This is a genomic window from Mesorhizobium sp. ESP7-2 (assembly GCF_020164715.1).
Lineage (GTDB): Bacteria > Pseudomonadota > Alphaproteobacteria > Rhizobiales > Rhizobiaceae > Mesorhizobium.
The window spans coordinates 54,030-72,352 of sequence record NZ_JAIUGQ010000021.1 but is presented as its reverse complement, the minus strand read 5'-3'; the positions used below and the strand labels follow the sequence as shown (position 1 = coordinate 72,352).

General features: G+C 64.6%; 20 protein-coding genes. All 20 read left to right on the top strand.

The window, feature by feature from the left end; translation table 11 throughout:
• The first annotated feature begins 1 nt into the window (after window position 1).
• Window positions 2-1,402 (top strand): flagellar protein export ATPase FliI, encoded by a 1,401-nt coding sequence (gene fliI, locus LB543_RS20080; RefSeq protein ID WP_224615303.1) that lies wholly within the window; start codon window positions 2-4, stop codon window positions 1,400-1,402.
• Entirely contained in the window at window positions 1,383-2,219 is an 837-nt protein-coding gene (locus LB543_RS20075; RefSeq protein WP_140810512.1) for a hypothetical protein, read from the top strand. Before fliI ends, LB543_RS20075 begins: the two co-directional genes overlap by 20 nt.
• Before the next feature lie 163 nt (window positions 2,220-2,382).
• On the top strand, window positions 2,383-2,763 hold the full coding sequence (gene flgB / locus LB543_RS20070) for a flagellar basal body rod protein FlgB (protein WP_027144748.1): 381 nt from the start codon (window positions 2,383-2,385) through the stop codon (window positions 2,761-2,763).
• Window positions 2,764-2,765: 2 nt separating this feature from the next.
• A complete protein-coding gene (flgC, locus tag LB543_RS20065; protein ID WP_140755914.1) occupies window positions 2,766-3,182 on the top strand; it encodes a flagellar basal body rod protein FlgC in 417 nt (138 codons plus the stop codon).
• Entirely contained in the window at window positions 3,179-3,502 is a 324-nt protein-coding gene (locus LB543_RS20060; protein WP_181182895.1) for a flagellar hook-basal body complex protein FliE, read from the top strand. Before flgC ends, LB543_RS20060 begins: the two co-directional genes overlap by 4 nt.
• Window positions 3,503-3,512: 10 nt before the next feature.
• Window positions 3,513-4,301, top strand: a complete 789-nt coding sequence (gene flgG, locus LB543_RS20055; protein WP_023770445.1) for a flagellar basal-body rod protein FlgG — start codon at window positions 3,513-3,515, stop codon at window positions 4,299-4,301.
• A 6-nt stretch (window positions 4,302-4,307) separates the two neighbouring features.
• Window positions 4,308-4,844, top strand: a complete 537-nt coding sequence (flgA, locus tag LB543_RS20050) for a flagellar basal body P-ring formation chaperone FlgA (RefSeq protein WP_224615302.1) — start codon at window positions 4,308-4,310, stop codon at window positions 4,842-4,844.
• A complete protein-coding gene (locus LB543_RS20045) occupies window positions 4,841-6,082 on the top strand; it encodes a flagellar basal body P-ring protein FlgI (RefSeq protein ID WP_224592662.1) in 1,242 nt (413 codons plus the stop codon). The genes flgA and LB543_RS20045 overlap by 4 nt, the downstream gene beginning before the upstream one ends.
• Before the next feature lie 3 nt (window positions 6,083-6,085).
• Complete coding sequence (locus tag LB543_RS20040; protein WP_224615301.1) at window positions 6,086-6,673, top strand: MotE family protein; 588 nt, start codon at window positions 6,086-6,088, stop codon at window positions 6,671-6,673.
• Window positions 6,670-7,377, top strand: a complete 708-nt coding sequence (gene flgH / locus LB543_RS20035; protein ID WP_140755922.1) for a flagellar basal body L-ring protein FlgH — start codon at window positions 6,670-6,672, stop codon at window positions 7,375-7,377. The genes LB543_RS20040 and flgH overlap by 4 nt, the downstream gene beginning before the upstream one ends.
• A 35-nt stretch (window positions 7,378-7,412) precedes the next feature.
• Entirely contained in the window at window positions 7,413-7,904 is a 492-nt protein-coding gene (locus LB543_RS20030) for a flagellar basal body-associated FliL family protein (protein ID WP_224615300.1), read from the top strand.
• A complete protein-coding gene (gene fliP / locus LB543_RS20025; protein ID WP_027144757.1) occupies window positions 7,901-8,632 on the top strand; it encodes a flagellar type III secretion system pore protein FliP in 732 nt (243 codons plus the stop codon). Before LB543_RS20030 ends, fliP begins: the two co-directional genes overlap by 4 nt.
• Window positions 8,633-8,875: 243 nt before the next feature.
• Window positions 8,876-9,862, top strand: a complete 987-nt coding sequence (locus LB543_RS20020) for a flagellin (RefSeq protein ID WP_140755928.1) — start codon at window positions 8,876-8,878, stop codon at window positions 9,860-9,862.
• Between the two features lie 277 nt (window positions 9,863-10,139).
• On the top strand, window positions 10,140-11,210 hold the full coding sequence (locus tag LB543_RS20015) for a flagellin (protein ID WP_140810522.1): 1,071 nt from the start codon (window positions 10,140-10,142) through the stop codon (window positions 11,208-11,210).
• A gap of 132 nt (window positions 11,211-11,342) precedes the next feature.
• A complete protein-coding gene (gene fliF, locus LB543_RS20010) occupies window positions 11,343-12,992 on the top strand; it encodes a flagellar basal-body MS-ring/collar protein FliF (protein WP_224615299.1) in 1,650 nt (549 codons plus the stop codon).
• A gap of 3 nt (window positions 12,993-12,995) precedes the next feature.
• Complete coding sequence (locus tag LB543_RS20005) at window positions 12,996-13,616, top strand: hypothetical protein (RefSeq protein ID WP_224615298.1); 621 nt, start codon at window positions 12,996-12,998, stop codon at window positions 13,614-13,616.
• Complete coding sequence (locus tag LB543_RS20000) at window positions 13,613-14,992, top strand: MotB family protein (RefSeq protein ID WP_224615297.1); 1,380 nt, start codon at window positions 13,613-13,615, stop codon at window positions 14,990-14,992. Before LB543_RS20005 ends, LB543_RS20000 begins: the two co-directional genes overlap by 4 nt.
• Window positions 14,989-16,362 carry a chemotaxis protein MotC gene (locus LB543_RS19995; RefSeq protein ID WP_224615296.1) on the top strand — a complete coding sequence of 458 codons (1,374 nt, stop codon included), beginning with the start codon at window positions 14,989-14,991 and terminating at the stop codon, window positions 16,360-16,362. The genes LB543_RS20000 and LB543_RS19995 overlap by 4 nt, the downstream gene beginning before the upstream one ends.
• Window positions 16,359-17,726 carry a flagellar hook-length control protein FliK gene (locus LB543_RS19990; RefSeq protein ID WP_224615295.1) on the top strand — a complete coding sequence of 456 codons (1,368 nt, stop codon included), beginning with the start codon at window positions 16,359-16,361 and terminating at the stop codon, window positions 17,724-17,726. Before LB543_RS19995 ends, LB543_RS19990 begins: the two co-directional genes overlap by 4 nt.
• Complete coding sequence (locus LB543_RS19985; protein ID WP_224592642.1) at window positions 17,656-18,243, top strand: transglycosylase SLT domain-containing protein; 588 nt, start codon at window positions 17,656-17,658, stop codon at window positions 18,241-18,243. Before LB543_RS19990 ends, LB543_RS19985 begins: the two co-directional genes overlap by 71 nt.
• Window positions 18,244-18,323 lie beyond the last annotated feature (80 nt).

Genomic DNA, 18,323 nt, shown 5'->3' with positions numbered 1-18,323 from the left:
CATGTCGTCAGAGCAGCCATCCATCCGCGCACCCGAAAGACAGCTCCAGCCGGCGCCGCAGGACAGGCTTGCCGCTTTGGAGCGGATTGTCAGGCGCTTCGGCGACGGCGACGGGCTGGTCAAGCGCGGAGGCCTCGTCACGGAAGTCACGCCCACGCACTACAAGGTGCACGGCCTTTCCGATTTCACCAGGCTGGGTGACATTGTCGAGCAGCGCGGCCAGGCCGGCGCGCGCCGCGGCGAGATCGTCAAAATCAGCCGTGACGAGGTTGTGATCGCCCCCTTCGAACGCAGCGCCGACACCGGCATCGGCGATGCCGTGTTCCGCAGGGGTCCACTCGCGGTGGCGCCGCATGCCTCGTGGCGCGGTCGCGCCATCGATGCGCTCACCCGGACGATCGATGGGGGTCCGCCTTTGGTAAGGGGCGACGACATGTCGGCGGCGGCCGCGACACCCGGCGCCATGGCGCGGCAGCGTGTCGGCACCGCCTTCATGACCGGCGTCAAGGTCATCGATATCTTCACGCCGCTCTGCTTCGGCCAGCGCATGGGTGTCTTCGCCGGCTCCGGCGTCGGCAAGTCGACGCTGCTTGCCATGCTCGCCGGCGCCGACGCGTTCGACACCGTCGTCGTGGCGCTGATCGGTGAACGCGGCCGCGAGGTCCGCGAATTCCTCGAAGACACGATCGGCGACAGCATGGCCAAGACCGTCGCCGTCGTCGCCACCAGCGACGAGAGCGCCATGATGCGCCGGCGCGCGCCCGACACCGCCATGCGCGTGGCCGAACACTTCCGCGACCAGGGCCACCGTGTCCTGCTGGTGCTGGATTCGATCACCCGCTTCGCTCATGCGCTGCGCGAGGTGGCGACGGGAACCGGCGAGCCGCCGGTCGCCCGCGGCTACCCCGCCTCGGTCTTCACCGAATTGCCCAAGCTGCTCGAGCGTGCCGGGCCTGGAGCCGAAGGTAAAGGCTCGATCACCGCCATCATCTCCGTGCTGGTCGACGGCGACGATCACAACGATCCGGTCGCAGATTCTGTGCGCGGCATCCTCGACGGCCATGTCGTGCTCGACCGCGCGATTGCCGAACAGGGCCGCTATCCGCCCGTCAATCCACTGTCGTCCATATCGCGACTTGCAGGCAAGGCCTGGAGCGTCGAGCAGCGAGCCCTTGTGACGCGGCTGAAGTCGATGATCTCCCGTTTCGAGGACACGCGCGACATCCGCCTGCTCGGCGCCTATCAGGGCGGCGTCGACGCCGAACTCGACATGGCCGTGCGCCAAGTGCCCCTGATCTATGAGGCGCTGGCGCAATCGCCGAGGGACCGCCCGTCCGCCGATCCGTTCTCCGACCTTGCCCGCCACCTCAAGGGAAAGCAGAATGCCGAACCAGGAGACTGAACGCCAGTACACCGAGCGCCTCCTGAACGAGATGATCGCCGAGGCGAACGCCGCGGAGCAGGCTCGAGCGGAGGAGGCCAGGGTCGCCAAGGCAAACGCCGTGGGCGCCATGGCTGCCAGGACCGCGGCTGTTCTGGCCAGGGCCGTCAAACCGGCTCTCCCCAGATCCGAACCTGTTCTTGGTCGGACCGCCCTTTCCTCAACGCATGTGGTTCCCGGCGTCGATGCTCCCGAGATGACGCAGGCAAGCCGCGAATCGCTGATCGATGGCCTGTTCGCCGCCACCGAATGGCCGCAGCCGCCAAAGCCGCAATTCCCCAGACTGGGCAAGAAGAAGGCGGACCGTCGCGCCGACGTCGTCATCGCCGCGCTCGGCATCACGCTCGGCCTGACCTGCGCCCTGTTTCCCTGGTACATTTTCTTCAATCAGGACCAGTTCGGCGTGCAGGCGATCAAGTTCGGCGGCACAGGCACCAATTCGGGACGTGCGGGCGGCGGCGTGGTTGCCGCGCGCAGCGCGCCACTGACAGCCAAGGACGTTCCCAACACCAACGTCGACCTGCTTGCCACCGGCACGGTGCAGGACGATTCCAGAACGGAGCCGCCCGGCGATCAGCCCTTCCCCGCCGACATCGCGAAGTTCCGCATGGTCCATGTCGCCAACGGCCGCGCCATGATCGAGGACGACACCGGCCTGTGGATGGTCCAGCGGGGTTCGACGCTACCGGATTCCAGCAAGGTATCGGCGATCGAACAGCGCAATGGCAAATGGGTCATGCTCACCAGCGCCAACCAGGTGATCGAGCTTTCCAGGTAAGGCTGTTTCGGCTTTGCCCCGAGCCGGATCCAAGTCCAAAAAGACGGAGCAAGATGCCGTCCGAAAACCGCCTCATATTTTTCGCTGTCATACTCTAGCGACCGTCCGCAAGGTCCGCGCAAGACTGGCGGCCTAGTCTTTGGGCACATGCCCGGAGATTCCCATGGAGCCCGTTTCCCTTTTCGATCTCGCCGCCAAGCAAGCGCAGTGGCTGTCCGTGCGTCAGTCGGCGGTCGCCGGCAACATCGCCAATGCCAACACGCCGGGCTACACGGCAAACGATGTCGAGCCGTTCGAGAAGGTGCTCGACCGCACCGCGGTGTCGCTCCAGATCACCGAGCCCGGCCATCTCGGCAGTGCTGCCACCAATGCCGGCTTCACCATCAAGCCGCAGGAAGACGACGGCGTGATCATGCCGTCCAAGAACACGGTCGTGCTTGAAGACCAGCTTCTCAAGGCCGGCGAAGTACGCCGTTCCTTCGAGCTCAACACGGCCATCGTCAAGGCATTCCACTCAATGATGATGATGGCGGTGAAGAGCTGACCATGGACGCACTGACCGCAGCCCTCAAAGTCGCAGCATCAGGCCTCGGCGCTCAGTCCGAGCGCCTGCGCGTGGTTTCGGAAAACCTCGCCAACGCCCAGTCGACAGGCACCACGCCGGGCGCCGACCCGTATCGCCGCAAGACCATCAGCTTCGTTTCCGAACTCGACCGGGCCTCCGGCAGCTCAACGGTTGAGGTGAACTCGATCGACCGCGACCCGAGCGACTTTCCCATCGAATTCCAGCCCGGCAACGAGGCCGCCGACGACAAGGGCTACGTCAAGATGCCCAATGTCAACGTGCTGATCGAAATGGCCGACATGACCGAGGCCAACCGCTCCTACGAGGCCAACCTGCAAGTCGTGAAGCAGGCGCGCGACCTCATTTCAATGACCATCGACCTGATGAGGAACCAATGATCGTCAACGGCATCGGCGCGCTTAACCTGAAGCCTGGGCTGGGCGATACAGCCACCGACCTGCTGCAGGGCGGTGTTGCGTCGGCGGCATCGGGCAACCTCGGCACCTCCTTCGCCGAAGCGGTGAGCCAGGCGGCCTCCAAGACCGTCAGCACCATGCAGAATGCCGAGCAGGTATCGATGCAGGCGCTCAAGGGCGACGCCGACACCCGCCAGGTGGTCGATGCCGTGATGAGCGCCCAGCAGGCGCTGCAGACCGCCGTCGCCATCCGCGACAAGGTCGTCTCGGCCTATCTCGAAGTCAGTCGCATGGGCATCTGAGGAGCAGGCCATGAAAGCACTCGCCATCGCAGCCACCGGCATGAATGCCCAGCAGACCAATCTGGAAGTCATCGCCAACAACATCGCCAACATCAACACCACCGGCTACAAGCGCGCGCGCGCCGAATTCTCCGACCTGCTCTACCAGGTCGATCGCACGCAAGGTGTGCCGAACCGTTCCAACGCCTCGCTGGTGCCGGAAGGCGTTTCGATCGGCCTCGGCGTCAAGACGACCGCCGTGCGCAACGTGCACACCCAGGGCGAGCTGACCAGCACCGGCAACAGTTTCGACATGGCGTTGACCGGCAGGGGCTGGTTCCAGATCGAAGGCGCCGACGGCGGCACGCTCTACAGCCGCGCCGGTGCCTTCAACACCAACGCCACCGGCCAGTTGGTGACCGTGGACGGCGCCAGTGTCATTCCGGCCATCACCGTGCCGACTAATGCGGTCGAGGTCATCGTCAACAAGACCGGTCAGGTCTTCGCCCGCATCGACGGCCAGACCAACCTGCAGACGCTCGGCCAACTTCAGATCGCCAACTTCGCCAACGAGGCCGGCCTCGCGCCGCTTGGCGACAATCTGTTCCAGGAAACGACGGCTTCCGGCCCGGCCAATGTCGGCGTGCCCGGCGATCCCGGCTTCGCCACCATCCAGCAAGGCTATCTCGAGGCTTCCAATGTCGACCCGGTCAAGGAAATCACCGAGCTGATCTCGGCGCAGCGCGCCTATGAGATGAACTCCAAGGTGATCCAGGCCGCCGACGACATGGCCTCCGTCGTCTCCAAGAACATCAGGTAACGGATGATGGCCATGCCGATCTCCTGCTCCGCATTCCGCCGCGCCGCGCTGACCCTTGCGCTGGTGGCCGGCGGCATGCCGGCTTTCGCCCAGGAATCGGCAGGCCAATCGACGGGTCAGTCGGCCACGCAGATCGCCAGCAACCAGCCTGCCGGCGAGGTCGTGCTGATCCCCAACCGCGTCATCTATCCCGGCGAGACGATCGAACTCGGCGCCCTGAAGCAGGTGACCCTCCTCCCCGGCAAGCACAAGCCGGATGCCGTGGCGACTCGTTCCGAGGAACTCCAGGGCAAGATCGCCAAGCGCACGCTGTTGCCGGGCCGCTATATTCCTTCCGCCGCCATCCGCGAGGCCTGGCTGGTCGAACAGGGTGCCGCCGTGCAGGTCTTCTTCGTCGCCGGCGGGCTGACGATAACGGCCACCGCCGTGACCTTGCAGCCGGGCTCGGCCGGCGACTTCATCAAGGTTCGCAACAGCGACAGCGGCAAGATCCTCTCCGGCACGGTGATGGCCGACGGCACCATCCAGGTCGGCGCTTCATGATGCGCCCATTTGCCCTTCTGCTCGCGGCGGCACTTGGCCTGCAGCCGGCGCTGGCCGATGGCCTGACGCCCAAGGCCAAGCGCGAGCTCGCGGCCAGGAATGGGGGTGTCTACGACGATCCGGAATATGATCCGGCCACCACCACGCGCATGTTCCGCGTTTCGCCCGGGCCGAGTTCGCTGCCGCCAGGCCAGGTCGCCTCGCGCATCAAGGACATCGCGCAACTGCAGAGCTCGCGCGACAACCAGCTCGTCGGCTACGGACTTGTCATCGGGCTGGCCGGATCCGGCGACAGCCTGCGCAATTCGCCGTTCACCGAACAGTCGATCCGCGCCATGCTCGAAAATCTCGGCATCGCCACCGAAGGCGGCAGCGCACGCGCCAAGAATGTCGCCGCCGTCATCGTCACCGCCAACATGCCGCCCTATGTGCAATCGGGCGCCCGCATCGACATTGACGTTTCGTCGATGGGCGACGCCACCTCGCTTGCCGGCGGCACGCTGATCATGACGCCGCTGAAGGCGGCGGACGGCGAGATATACGCTGTCGGCCAAGGCGCGGTCATCGTTTCCGGTTTCACCGCCCAGGGTCAGGCCCAGCAATTGACGCAAGGCGTGCCGACCGCCGGCCGCGTGCCGAACGGGGCCATAGTCGAGCGGCAGGTGAAGGCCGAGTTCGACGACCAGTCGACGCTGACGCTGCAATTGCGCAATCCCGATTTTTCGACCGCCATCCGCATCGCCGACGCGATCAACGACTACACCGCCCAGCGCTTCGGCATGCGCGTGGCGGCCGAGCGCGATTCCCGCACAGTGCAGATCAGGCGGCCGAAGAGCGTTTCGGCTGCCCGCTTCTATGCCGAGATCGAGAATCTGGTGGTCGAGTCCGACACGCCGGCCCGCGTCGTCATCGACGAGCGCACCGGCACCATCGTCATCGGCAACGACGTCAAGATCTCGCGTGTCGCCATCAGCCACGGCACGTTGACGGTGCGCATCACGGAAGCCCCGCGCGTCGTGCAGCCCGAACCCTTCTCCAAGGGCGAAACCGCCGTCGAGCCGTTCACCGCCATCGATGCCAGCCGGCCCGACGCCCGCGTCGCCGTGCTCGACGGGCCCGACCTGCAAACCCTCGTTTCCGGCCTCAACCGTCTCGGCGTCAAGCCGGACGGGATCATTGCCATCCTGCAAGGCATCAAGTCGGCCGGCGCCCTGCAAGCCGATCTGGTTCTCCAATAGGCGATGCCGATGATGCTTTCCCTCTCACCCAACGAAAGACGCCGGGCTCGCGCCATCCTGTTCGCGGCCGCGGCTCTCGCGGCGGTGTCCGTCTTCGGCGGCCGCGCTCACGGCGAAGACGCGGTTCGCCAGGTTCTGCCCGGAGCACAGCCCGCCGTGGCGCCGCAGCAATTAACGCGCGAGAAAACGCCGGACCAGAGTGAGATCGAGCGCTTCTGCTCCAATATCGCCGACGCCGCCCGCGATCGCCGCTATGCCCTGCAGGCCGAGGAGTTGAAGCAGCTCCAGGCCGGCATCGACGAGCGCATGAAGGCGCTGGACGCAAAGAAGGCCGAATACGAGACTTGGCTGAAGCGGCGCGAGGTGTTCCTGGCCCGGGCCGAGGACGGCGTCGTCAAGATCTATGCCGGCATGAAGCCCGATGCGGCGGCCGAACGCCTGGCGATCGTCAACGCCGACCTCGCCGCGGCCATCCTGATGAAGCTCGATTCACGCAAGGCCGGCGTCATCCTCAACGAAATGGACCAGAAGGCGGCGGCGACGCTTACCGGCATCATGGCCAGCGCAGCCCGAAGGGTAGATCCGTCATGATCCGCAGAATGCTCATCCTGTGCGCGGTCGCAGCACTGTCCGGCTGCGGAACCAACCTCAAGGACGTCGGCAAGGAACCGGCATTGTCCCCGGTCGGCTCCGGCATAGATGTCGGCAACACCGGCTCGCTGTATAAATACCCGGAAACGCCGCGGCAGCCGGTAAAGAAGTTCTCGCTGTGGAACGACCGCCAGAGCCGACTGTTCACCGACCCGCGGGCGCTGTCGCAAGGCGACATCCTGACCGTCAAAATCAGCATCAACGACCGCGCCAACTTCAAGAACCAGAATGACAGAAGCCGCACCGCCAGTCGGCAGCTTGGCTATGACATCAGCGCGCAATGGGACAAGCTCAGCACCGCCGGCAAGGGCTCTGGAGCGCTCAACTCCCAGACGGACACGACCGCCGATGGTGAGATCAAGCGGTCGGAAACGCTTGAGCTCAATGTGGCAGCCATCGTCACCGATGTCTTGCCCAACGGCAATCTGATGATCACCGGGTCGCAGGAAGTGCGCGTCAATGCCGAGCTCCGGGTGCTGACCATCGCCGGCATCGTGCGCCCAGCCGATATCGGCGCCGAGAACACGATCCCCTACGAACGCATCGCCGAAGCGCGCATTTCCTACGGCGGACGCGGCCGCATCACCGAGATCCAGCAACCGGCCTATGGCCAGCAGGTCCTCGACCAGGTTCTTCCGTTCTAGTTCTTGGCCTTGTGGGGATTGGAGAGCAAAACACCGTGGCCAACGTCGAACAGGTTCAGCCTCGCAAGGGTCCTTCCCTTGCCATCCAGGGCGCCATGCTGCTCGTGGTGACGGCCGCCGCCATCGGCATGGGCTGGATGTCAGGCGGCTATCTCAAAGGCGTCGATGCACCACCATCGGTGTCGGTTGCGCCTGAAAATGAGGGCAAGGTCGCCCAGCCCGCCGCACAACAGCCGGGCACGGGCCCGACACTGGTCGCACTGGCGCCGATCACCACCAATATCGCCTCGCCCGCGGATACATGGATCAGGATGGAAGTATCCGTGGTCTATGACGCGCCGCAGCCGCCGACCATGGCAGAGGACATTCAACAGGATCTTCTGGCTTTCGTGCGTACCCTGAAGATGCACCAGATCGAAGGTGCCAGCGGCTACCAGCATCTGAAGGCCGACCTCGACGAACGCGCCTCCATCCGCAGTCAGGGGCACGTTAAACAGATTCTTATCAGGACATTGCTGCTCGAATGAGAAAATTCCTTCTTGCCGCGGTACTGATCGGTGCCGCCACCTCCGTCGCGGCGGCCCAGCAACTGGACCTTGGCGGCATCGGCAAAGCCGATGGCACCACCGTCGGCTACATCATTCAGATGTTCGGCCTGCTTACCGTCCTGTCGGTGGCGCCGGGCCTGCTGATCATGGTGACCAGCTTCACCCGTTTCGTCATCGCTTTCTCGATCCTGCGCGCCGGCATCGGCCTGCAGTCGACGCCGGCGAACCTCATCCTCATTTCGCTGTCGCTGTTCATGACCTTCTATGTCATGGCACCGACCTTCGATCAGGCGTGGAACACCGGCGTCAAGCCGCTGATGGACAACCAGATCAGCCAGACCGAGGCCTTCGAGAAGATTTCCGATCCGTTCCGGACCTTCATGCTGCACAATGTGCGCGACAAGGACTTCGATCTTTTCGCCGACCTCGCCCGCGAGCGCGGCCAGGTTGTTGCCAAGGAGACGGTCGACCTGCGCATCCTGGTGCCTGCCTTCATGATCTCCGAAATCCGGCGCGGTTTCGAGATCGGCTTCCTGATCGTGCTGCCATTCCTGGTCATCGACCTGATCGTGGCCACCATCACCATGGCGATGGGCATGATGATGCTGCCGCCCACGGTCGTGTCGCTGCCGTTCAAAATCCTGTTCTTCGTCCTGATCGACGGCTGGAACCTGCTCGTCGGGAGCCTGGTGCGCTCTTTCACCTGATCTCCCACGCTCGGCATCAGACACCGTTCGCTCCGAGAAACCGAGTGGCGCGAGCGTTATCGAATTTTCTCCGAATTATTTTCGATTAACCGTCCGATTTAGTCCTTTGGTAGGGACTCGCCGCCATAGTCGCTCGCAGATGGCGGGTGACCCAAACGCAACGGTCATTGGCATGATGCCGCTCCGTCATACCGGACAAACCGGTATGCAAAAAACACCTGTAAAAACAAGGTACGAGTAGCCATGGCCAGTATCATGACCAACACCGCCGCGTTGACGGCGCTGCAGAGCCTTAATGCCACGCAGAACAGCCTCGCCACCACCCAGTCCCGCATTTCGACGGGCTATCGCGTCTCCCAGGCTTCGGACAACGCCGCCTACTGGTCGATCGCGACCACGATGCGCTCCGACAACCAGGCCATGTCCACCGTTTCGGACTCGCTCGGCCTCGGCGCCTCGAAGGTCGACACCGCCTACACCGGCATGAGCAGCGCGATCACCACCATCAACTCGATCCAGCAGAAGCTGACCGCATCCTACGGCCAGACCGACGCCTCCAAGGAAAAGACCCAGGTCGAAATCAAGGCGCTTCAGGATCAGTTGAAGGCCTACGCCGATGGCGCGACCTTCTCGGGCACCAACATGCTTTCGGTGTCGACGGCTTCGGGCACGGCAGCCGACGTCAAAGTCGTTTCGGCTTTCAACCGTAGCGCCGCCGGCGCTGTTTCGATTTCGACGATCGACGTCAATGTCGAAAGCATCAAGCTCTATGACGCCGGCGCCGCACCGACCGCCAAGGGCATTCTGGACACAGACCGCCTCGGCGCCACTGGCGCAGCGGTTACATCGGCCTCGGCCCCGACCCTAGGCGCTGCCGCAGCGGGCACCGACACCTATTCGGTCGCCAGCTTGGCCATCTTCTCGGGCACCACGGCCGCCAGCGACAGCCAGATCTCGCAGATGATGACGGTTGTCGACGCCGCGCTCAAGGACATGACGACCGCCGCCACCAAGCTCGGCGCCGCCAAGAGCTCCATCGACCTGCAGAAGACCTTCACCTCGAGCCTGATGGACTCCATCGATCGCGGCGTCGGCCAGCTCGTCGATGCCGACATGAACAAGGAATCGACCCGCCTCCAGGCGCTGCAGGTTCAGCAGCAGCTCGGCGTCCAGGCGCTGTCGATCGCCAACGGCTCCTCGCAGTCGATCCTGTCGCTCTTCCGCGGCTGATCACACTCAACCGGCTACATTAGACCGACGGGCCGCGCCAAAAGCGCGGCCCGTTTTGCGTTTGCTCCAGCCCCGCGCAACCCTCGTTCCTTAACCCTCCAAAGTCAGCTTTTAACAGGCCGTTAACCATAACGCGCTAGTCATGGTTAACCAATGACTTACAACGGATTGCCGAATCGGCCCGATCGGGGCGGCGGCAATCCACGGGCGGGTCGAGCGGCTCGCGAGGGCAACGCCGGTTTTTGAGAAGACCGGTCTGGAAAAAGGAGCGAGTTTCTTGGCGAGCATCATGACGAACGCTGCGGCGTTGACCGCACTTCAAAGCCTCAACGCCACCAACAAGTCGCTCGAGCAGACACAGGCCCGCATCTCGACGGGTTACCGCGTCTCTCAGGCCTCCGACAACGCCGCCTACTGGTCGATCGCCACGACGATGCGCTCCGACAACCAGGCGCTCTCGACCGTGCAGGACGCCCTCGGCCTCGGCGCCTCGAAAGTCGACACCGCCTATACCGGCATGAACAATGTTCTGACGTCGATCGGCCAGATCAAGACCAAGCTGCTTTCCACCGTCGGCCAGACGGACGCCGCCAAGGCAAAGACGCAGACCGAGATCACGGCGCTCCAGGCGCAGATGAAGTCCTTTGCCGATGCCGCCACCTTTTCGGGTTCGAATTACCTTTCGGTGACGTCCAAGCAGGTCGCCGCGCCGAATGATGGCGTCCAGGCCGACGCCAAGATCGTCTCGTCCTTCAACCGCTCATCCTCGGGCGCCATTTCGCTTGGAACGATCGACATCAATGTCGAGAGCACCAAGCTGTTCGATTCCGGCCTCGCCACCGACGTCAAGAACCAGGGCACGCTCGATCGCCAAACCTCTGTCTACTCGACAGCGGCGGCACAGAGCCAATATGACACCGCTTATGCGACCGCGCTCGCTGGCGGCGCCACGGACATTGCCGCCAACACCGCGGGCCAGGCCGCGGTAAGCCCGGCTGCCACGAAGATCGACAATGTCTCCGCCTACAATCTCGACATCACCGCGGCGGGCGTGACCGACGACATCATCACCCAGATGATCGGCAAGATCGACAAGGTCATGGCCCAGTTGACCGACCAGGCCACCATCCTCGGTTCGGCCAAAAGCAGCATCGACCTGCAGAAGACCTTCACGCAGAGCCTGATGGACTCCATCGACCGCGGCGTCGGCCAACTCGTCGATGCAGACATGAACAAGGAATCGACCCGTCTCCAGGCGCTGCAGGTGCAGCAGCAGCTCGGCATCCAGGCGCTGTCGATCGCCAACAGCTCCTCGCAGTCGATCCTGTCGCTGTTCAAGAACGGCTAGTCCAGCCTTAGCTGACGGGTTACTTCTACTTCCAATTCACGGGCCGCGCCGCAAGCGCGGCCCGATTTCATTTTCGCACAAGCTTCGAGGGCTAGTGTTCCGGCGGACAGTCATGCTGGGAGTCGCTCAATCGTGCCGGAACAGATCCAGAGCATCATCTCGAATCTCCGCGGCTTTGGCGTCAGGCGCCTGGCCATGCTGGCGGGCATCGCCGTCCTGGTGATGGGTGTCATCGGCATTGCCTCGGTCTACCTCAACCGACCGGCCTACGACACGCTCTATGTCGGACTCGACCGCTCCGACGTGAACCAGATCGGCCTGGTGCTGGGCGAGGCCGGCATCGGCTTCGACGTCGGCGCCGACGGAACCTCCGTGCTGGTGCCGGCCGGGACCACGGCGCAGGCACGCATGCTGCTTGCCGAGAAGGGCCTGCCGACCAGCGCCAATGCCGGCTACGAGCTGTTCGACAATGTCGGTGCGATGGGCCTCACCTCCTTCATGCAGCAGATCACCCGCGTGCGTGCGCTCGAAGGCGAGATCGCCCGCACCATCCAGTCCATAGCAGGCATCAAGGCGGCACGCGTCCACATCGTCATGTCCGAGCGCGCCAATTTCCGCCGTGACGAACAACAGCCTTCCGCCTCGGTCGTCATCCGTTACGCCGGCATCGACGCGGAGAAAAGCGCCATGTCGATCCGCCACCTCGTCGCCGCCGCCGTCCCCGGCCTGTCGGCCGACAAGGTGACGGTGCTCGATTCCAACGGCAACCTCTTGGCCGCGGGCGATGATCCCTCCAACACCAGTGCCGCCCGCACGCTCGGCGTCGAGCAGACCGTCGAAGCGCAGATCGGCGACAACATCCGCCGCGCGCTGACGCCCTATCTCGGTCCCGACAATTTCCGTGCCAGCGTCAAGGCCGATGTCAACACGGACACCCGTCAAACGGAGGAGACCATCTTCGATCCGAATTCCCGCGTCGAACGCTCCGTGCAGTCGGTGCGCGCCAATGAGAACAGCAACCAGAAACAGGCTTCGACCCCCGCCAGTGTCGAGCAGAATCTGCCGGAGACCCAGGCTACCGCGACCGAGGGCCCGCAAACCTCGTCGGCGAACGACCGCAAGGAAGAGATCACCAACTACGAGATCAACTCCAAGAAGATAGCCACCGTCTCCAACGGCTATACCGTCTCCAAGATGTCGATCGCCGTCGTCGTCAACCAGGACCGGCTGAAGGCGATCCTGGGCAAGGACGCGACGCCGGAACAGATCGCCAAGCGCGTCGCCGAAATCCAGAAGATGGTGAGCTCCGCCACCGGCTTCGACGACAAGCGCGGCGACGTCATCGACGTCTCGGCCGTCGAGTTCATCGACGGCCTGGACGGCGAGGCGGTGCCCCAGGCGGGAATGCTCGATTCCATCGGCCAGCATGCCGGCACGCTGATCAATGCCGGCGCCTTCATCGTCGTGGTATTCCTGGTCGCCTTCTTCGGCTTGCGGCCGATGGCGGCCGCGTTGACGGCAAAGGCGACGCCCGCCATAGCAGGCCCCAATTTCGATGAAGTCCAACGCTCTCTGCCGACGCCGGAGGCAGCCGCTTCCGCCGATGCGGGTGCCCCCATCGGCGCCCTGCCCGGCACGCGTGCCGGCGCCACCCCGCTCGACGATCTGCGCCAGAAGATCAGGCCGGCCCCGCAGGAGCGGCTTGCCCGCATGGTCGACATCAACGAGGAACGCACCGCGCAGATCCTGCGCAAATGGGCGGCCCAGGAAGTCGCGGCCTAGACCATGCCCTCAGCAGCCCTCTTCGATCTTCTCCCGGATTTCGGCACCCGCGCGCAACGTGCCCGCCAGCCCCAGGCCGCCGCCGAGCAAAAGCCCGACGCGGCTGGACCGCCGGCCGATATCGGTACGCTGATCGCCGAAGCGGTTGCCCAGGCGGAGGCAACGCTCGGCGAACGGCTTGCCGCGGCCCATGAGGCAGCGCTGGAAGCGGAACGCCAGGCAAATGTCGAGGAAGCGAAGGCCTTTCTCGACAGCTTCGGTGGCGATGTCGGCAAGGCGGTCTCGTCGCGGCTCGACGCCATGGAGGCGCGCGTGACGGATCTCGTCGGCGCCTCGGTCGCCCGCATCATCGGCGGCGTTGTCAGCGACGATCTGCGGACGCGCTCGCTTGAAGCGCTCGCCGGCGCGGTCCGCGACGCCGTTGGCGATGGCGAAGCCGTACGCATCGCCGTCCGCGGGCCGCTCCCGCTGTTCGAAACGCTGAAGGCATCGCTTGGGCCGCGCGCCGAAAATCTCGACTTCATCGAGGCGCCCGGCTTCGACCTGACGGTCACCATCGACGAAGCCGTGTTCGAGACGCGCATGGCCGAATGGTCGGCAGCACTTTCCGAGGTGTTGTCATGAGCGTCGCCGATGCCGATCATGGTAGGCACGAGATCATCATCGTGCGGCGCGGGCATGACGACCACGACGAAGGTCACCATGGCGGCGTCTGGAAGATCGCCTTCGCCGACTTCATGACCGCCATGATGTGCTTCTTCCTGGTCATGTGGCTGATCAATGCCGCCAACGAACAGACCAAGGCGGCCGTCGCCAGCTACTTCAACCCCGTCAAGCTGGTCGACCGCAATTCGAGCCGCAAAGGTCTGGAGGACCTTGGCGACGGGCCGCACGCGATCGGCACGACGGCGCAAAACCCGCAACAGGCGAAAGACAAGGCCGATCAGGGCGGCAATGGTGAGGCGGGTTCATCTGATCGCAAGCAGGACAAGCAAGAGCCAGAGCAGTCCCAACAGTCAGACGATCATCTGTTCGCCGACCCTTATGCGGTGCTCTCCGAGATTGCCACTGACACCGGCGTCATGCAAAATGTCAGCCAGAAAGGCGATGGCGGCGCGCAGAATTCCGGCCCGGCGACGGGCGCCTCGGGCGGCGCGTCCTATCGCGATCCCTTCGAGCCTGACTTCTGGTCACAGCAGGTCGCCGCGCCCGGCGCAGAGGCGAGTGCCCAGCGTCCCAGGATCGAGGGCGACCCGCTCAAGTCCGGCGACAAGGCCGCCGAGACTCAGGTCGCCAAGGTCAAGGCGGTGTCGCCGGCACCGCCCGCGAAGGACGCACCGCTCGAGCCCCTGGCTGGGGATGGCAAGGACGCCGCCGCGACAATGGTCAAGACCGGCGATGCCAAGACTGGCGATGCCAAGGCCGGCAACGCCGACGCTGGAGACGACAAGGCCGCGGATACGGCCAAGACGGGCATGGCCGTCGCGAAGCAGGAGGCCACAAAACCCGAGGCGGCGGACAAGGCTCCGACCGCCGCCGCTGTGAAGGCGGCAGCCAACGTCAAGCAGCAGCTCGCCGATGCCTTCAAGCCCGGTGACAAGCTGCATGACGGTGTCTCGGTCGAAGCCACCGACAAGGGTGTCGTCATCTCTATCACCGATCAGCTCGACTTCGGCATGTTCGAGGTCGGGTCGGCGGTGCCGAGCCGTGAACTGGTGTTGGCGATGGAAAAGATCGGCCGCATCGTCAACGGCCAGAAAGGCACCATCAGAATCAACGGCCACACCGATGCGCGCCCTTTCCGCAGCGCCAGCTACGACAATTGGCGGCTGTCGACGGCGCGCGCGCACTCCGCCTACTACATGCTCGTGCGTGGCGGTGTCGATGAACGCCGCATCACCGAGGTTGCAGGCTTCGCGGATCGCCAGCCCAAGGATCCGGCAGACCCAATGTCGGCGACCAACCGCCGGATCGAAATCCTGATGGCGACCGGCGGATGAAGCGGGCGGCGCTGACCAGCCGCCTGACGGGCCTGTTGCTGCTGCTGGCCGCGGCGTATCCGTCGGCGGGCTTCGCCCAGGATACGCTGCAGCCTTATCAGTTGGTACGCTCGTTGCAGCTTGTCCAGGACCGCATCGCGGCCGGCGACCACGCCGCGATGCCGATGCAGGCCAAGCTGCTCGAGATGACCGATGCACGCTTGCGCGCGGCGGATGCCGACGATTTCAAGGATCCCAGGAATTTTCGCGCGCTCCTGGTCTACGGCATGAGCGGCGGCAATCCGGTGACCGTCGAGGCGGCCGTATCGCGCGCCGCCTCCGATCCGCGGAACCTTGCCATAGCCAAGGGTGTGATCGACTATCTGAACGGCCGGCCCGGCGAGGCGATCGAAGCCCTGAGGCCGATCGACCCGATGGCCCTGCCAGGCGATCTCGGCGCGTTCCTCGCCTTGGTCAAAGGGTCGCTGCTTGCCACGGACCAGCCGGCGCTTGCGCTCACGCTGCTCGATGATGCCAGGCTGCTCAGCCCCGGCACTCTGGTCGAGGAGGCGGCTTTGCGGCGCTCGGTCGGCATTGCCGTGACGCAAGGCGACGCGGCACGGTTCGCGCTTGCCTCCACCCAATATGTCGAGCGCTATCTCTATTCGCCCTATGCAAGCCAGTTCGCCGACTCCTTCGTCTCCGGCGTCATCGCACTGCATATGTCGATCAGCCAGGACAAGCTCGCCGACATCACCTCTATGATGGATCCCGAGCGCGAGAAGGTGATCTATCTGCGCATCGCTCGCCGCGCCGCGATTGACGGCATGACCGACTTGTCGGCCTTCGCCTCGACACGGGCCGAACAGGGTCGCGACGGCAACACCAACCAGGGCGATCCGCGCGCCCTGCTCTATTCCAGCCTGTCCACGGTGACCTCCGATACCATCGAGGATGTGCGCGCCAAACTGGGCAAGATCGACCGCAGCAAATTGTCGGATGGCGACCGCGCCTTGCTCGACGCGGCCCAGACCATCGCCGGCGAAGTGGTGGCGCCGCCTGCCTCCCCTCCGGCCGCAGATCCGGCGCCCGCCCCGGTCGCGCCATCGCCCGAACCCGAGATTGCGGCCGCGTCGCCCACCGATGCCGCCGGATTGCCGCCTGTCGAGGGCGCCGTCTCCGAACAGCCGGCCGTCGCGCCATCCCTGGAAGCGGCAGCGGCTGCGCCGAGCGCACCCACGCCCGCAACCGACGCGGCAACCGTCCTGCCGGCATCTGCACCGGCGACCTCGGCCAGCGCCGACACCACAGACCCGACCGACGCCGCCATGACGAAAACCCGTCGACAGCTAGACCTGATCGACCAGATGCTTGGAGCCGCCCCGAAATGACCCCCAGCCTCGGCCCGGCCCTGCCAGGATTTACCGCCGCGCGCACGGCCGAGCAGCCGGCCGCGTCTGGAAAGAAGGACGACGCCAGCTTCGGCGAGATGGTGCACGGCGGTGCGAACCCTACTCATTCGGAAAAGCAGCCACCGGCCGAGGCAGGCTCTCGCGATCCGCGTTGGAGCAGACTTGCTGCGGACCTTGCTGCAAAGGAAGGCAAGGACGAGCCGATGCCCACGGGCAAGACAAGGACCACGCCAAGCGGATCGTCTGCCGCGAAATCCATGAAGGACGGCAAGGACGCCAGGGCGGACAAGGATGCCGATGCCGACGCGCCGGTCGCCGAACCGGGCGCGACGGCGCTCGACGAGCATCTGTCGCTGCTGATGGCGTTTCATGACCTGCGCCATTTCTCGACATCGGCCAAATCGGCCGACCCGAGCGAAGCAGGACAGGGCGCGGCTGTCGTTGGACAGCTTCCGCCGAAGGCCTATCGGCAGAAATCCGCCGCTGACGGTCTCGAACCCATATCCAAGCCTGAGCGGGTATCGCTCGTCGACGGACCGTTGACCAAACTCGACGGTCAGTTCGTCCGCGACACCCCCGTCGCGCCGAAACACGACAATACCATCGCGGCCGGCCCCCTGCCCGAGGCGCCCGCGGAGGTGCCGGGCGTGAAGACGGAACACGCGCCGCCGCAGCTGAAATCCATCGCCGACCTTCAGTCCTCATTGCGGTCCGAGCCGGGAAGACAACAGTCGGCGGCGGCACGCATCGACGTGGTTTCCGAACGCAGCTTTCCTGCGCCGCCGCAGGCGCCGATGAGCCAGGCAGCCCTCAACGTCATCGGCGCCATTTCAGCCGATGGCGGCCCGAACCAGGCGCTTTCCACGGCTTCCGCGACCGGTCAGCTGACGGGCTCTGTTGCCGTTCCGACACATGTATTGAAGATCGAACTTCACCCGGCCGAACTGGGCATGGTCACTGCCCATCTTCGGCTCTCTGGAGAACAACTGTCGATTGAATTGAAGCCCGAAACACACGATGCCTATCGCCGGCTTTCCAGCGACAGCGAGGCGATCGGCAAGTCGCTGCGCGGACTGGGCTTCGAGGTTGATAAGGTCACCATCCTGCAACCTTCGGTTGCAGTTCCCTCTACAACCCGGACGGATACAACCGCCTCCGTCAGCGCTGCACCGGGCCGCGATCCATCATCCTTCCAGCCTGGAAATTCCGGCGGCGGCAATAGCGGAGCCGGCGGCCAGCAGTCGGGTCAGCAATCCGCAAGGGGTAACCATCATGAAGCGCAAGCACACGGCCGCGCCGCTTCGCCTTCTCGCGAGCGCGCTGGCGGCGATATCTTTATCTAGCCTCGCGAGCAGCGCTGGCGCCGCCACCAATCCTTGCGAACCCGAGATCCTGCGTGCCGCCGACCGCTATGGCGTGCCCGCCGGTATCCTCTATGCCGTCGGGTTGACGGAAACCGGCAACAAAGGCAGTCTTCAGCCCAACGCATTGAATATAGAGGGGAAAGCAGTCTTCCCGAGAAGCCGGACCGAAGCCCTTGCCGCCTTCGCCAACGCCCAGCGCGAGGGTAAGACGCTGATCGATCTCGGCTGCATGCAGATCAACCATCACTACCATGCCTCGCATTTCCGCAGCGTCGAGGACATGCTCGACCCACGCCAGAACGTCGACTACGCGGCGCGCTTCCTGGCCAGCCTCCATGCCCGCCACGAGACGTGGTCGATGGCCGTCGCCCGCTATCATGCCGGTCCCGACAACGATCCGGCGCAGAAGGTCTATGTCTGCAGGGTGATCGCCAACATGGTGGCCACCGGCTTTGGCAAATGGACCGCGAACGCCCGCGCCTTCTGCAACCCCTAAGCGCATTTTTTCCTGCTAATACATCGATCCCCTGACACGAAGCGGGTAGCACGACTTCGTCACGAGTTGGACCGGTAAGC

Bases quoted from the DNA above. Each gene is read 5' to 3' on its own strand.
- flgA (WP_224615302.1), top strand. From the start codon at position 4,308: ATGGCCATGCCGATCTCCTGCTCCGCATTCCGCCGCGCCGCGCTGACC.
- LB543_RS20060 (WP_181182895.1), top strand. From the start codon at position 3,179: ATGATCGTCAACGGCATCGGCGCGCTTAACCTGAAGCCTGGGCTGGGC.
- flgG (WP_023770445.1), top strand. From the start codon at position 3,513: ATGAAAGCACTCGCCATCGCAGCCACCGGCATGAATGCCCAGCAGACC.
- LB543_RS20000 (WP_224615297.1), top strand. From the start codon at position 13,613: ATGAGCGTCGCCGATGCCGATCATGGTAGGCACGAGATCATCATCGTG.
- LB543_RS20045 (WP_224592662.1), top strand. From the start codon at position 4,841: ATGATGCGCCCATTTGCCCTTCTGCTCGCGGCGGCACTTGGCCTGCAG.
- LB543_RS20075 (WP_140810512.1), top strand. From the start codon at position 1,383: ATGCCGAACCAGGAGACTGAACGCCAGTACACCGAGCGCCTCCTGAAC.
- LB543_RS19990 (WP_224615295.1), top strand. From the start codon at position 16,359: ATGACCCCCAGCCTCGGCCCGGCCCTGCCAGGATTTACCGCCGCGCGC.
- flgH (WP_140755922.1), top strand. From the start codon at position 6,670: ATGATCCGCAGAATGCTCATCCTGTGCGCGGTCGCAGCACTGTCCGGC.
- fliP (WP_027144757.1), top strand. From the start codon at position 7,901: ATGAGAAAATTCCTTCTTGCCGCGGTACTGATCGGTGCCGCCACCTCC.
- LB543_RS20005 (WP_224615298.1), top strand. From the start codon at position 12,996: ATGCCCTCAGCAGCCCTCTTCGATCTTCTCCCGGATTTCGGCACCCGC.
- LB543_RS19985 (WP_224592642.1), top strand. From the start codon at position 17,656: ATGAAGCGCAAGCACACGGCCGCGCCGCTTCGCCTTCTCGCGAGCGCG.
- LB543_RS20040 (WP_224615301.1), top strand. From the start codon at position 6,086: ATGCCGATGATGCTTTCCCTCTCACCCAACGAAAGACGCCGGGCTCGC.
- fliI (WP_224615303.1), top strand. From the start codon at position 2: ATGTCGTCAGAGCAGCCATCCATCCGCGCACCCGAAAGACAGCTCCAG.
- LB543_RS20020 (WP_140755928.1), top strand. From the start codon at position 8,876: ATGGCCAGTATCATGACCAACACCGCCGCGTTGACGGCGCTGCAGAGC.
- flgC (WP_140755914.1), top strand. From the start codon at position 2,766: ATGGACGCACTGACCGCAGCCCTCAAAGTCGCAGCATCAGGCCTCGGC.
- LB543_RS19995 (WP_224615296.1), top strand. From the start codon at position 14,989: ATGAAGCGGGCGGCGCTGACCAGCCGCCTGACGGGCCTGTTGCTGCTG.
- flgB (WP_027144748.1), top strand. From the start codon at position 2,383: ATGGAGCCCGTTTCCCTTTTCGATCTCGCCGCCAAGCAAGCGCAGTGG.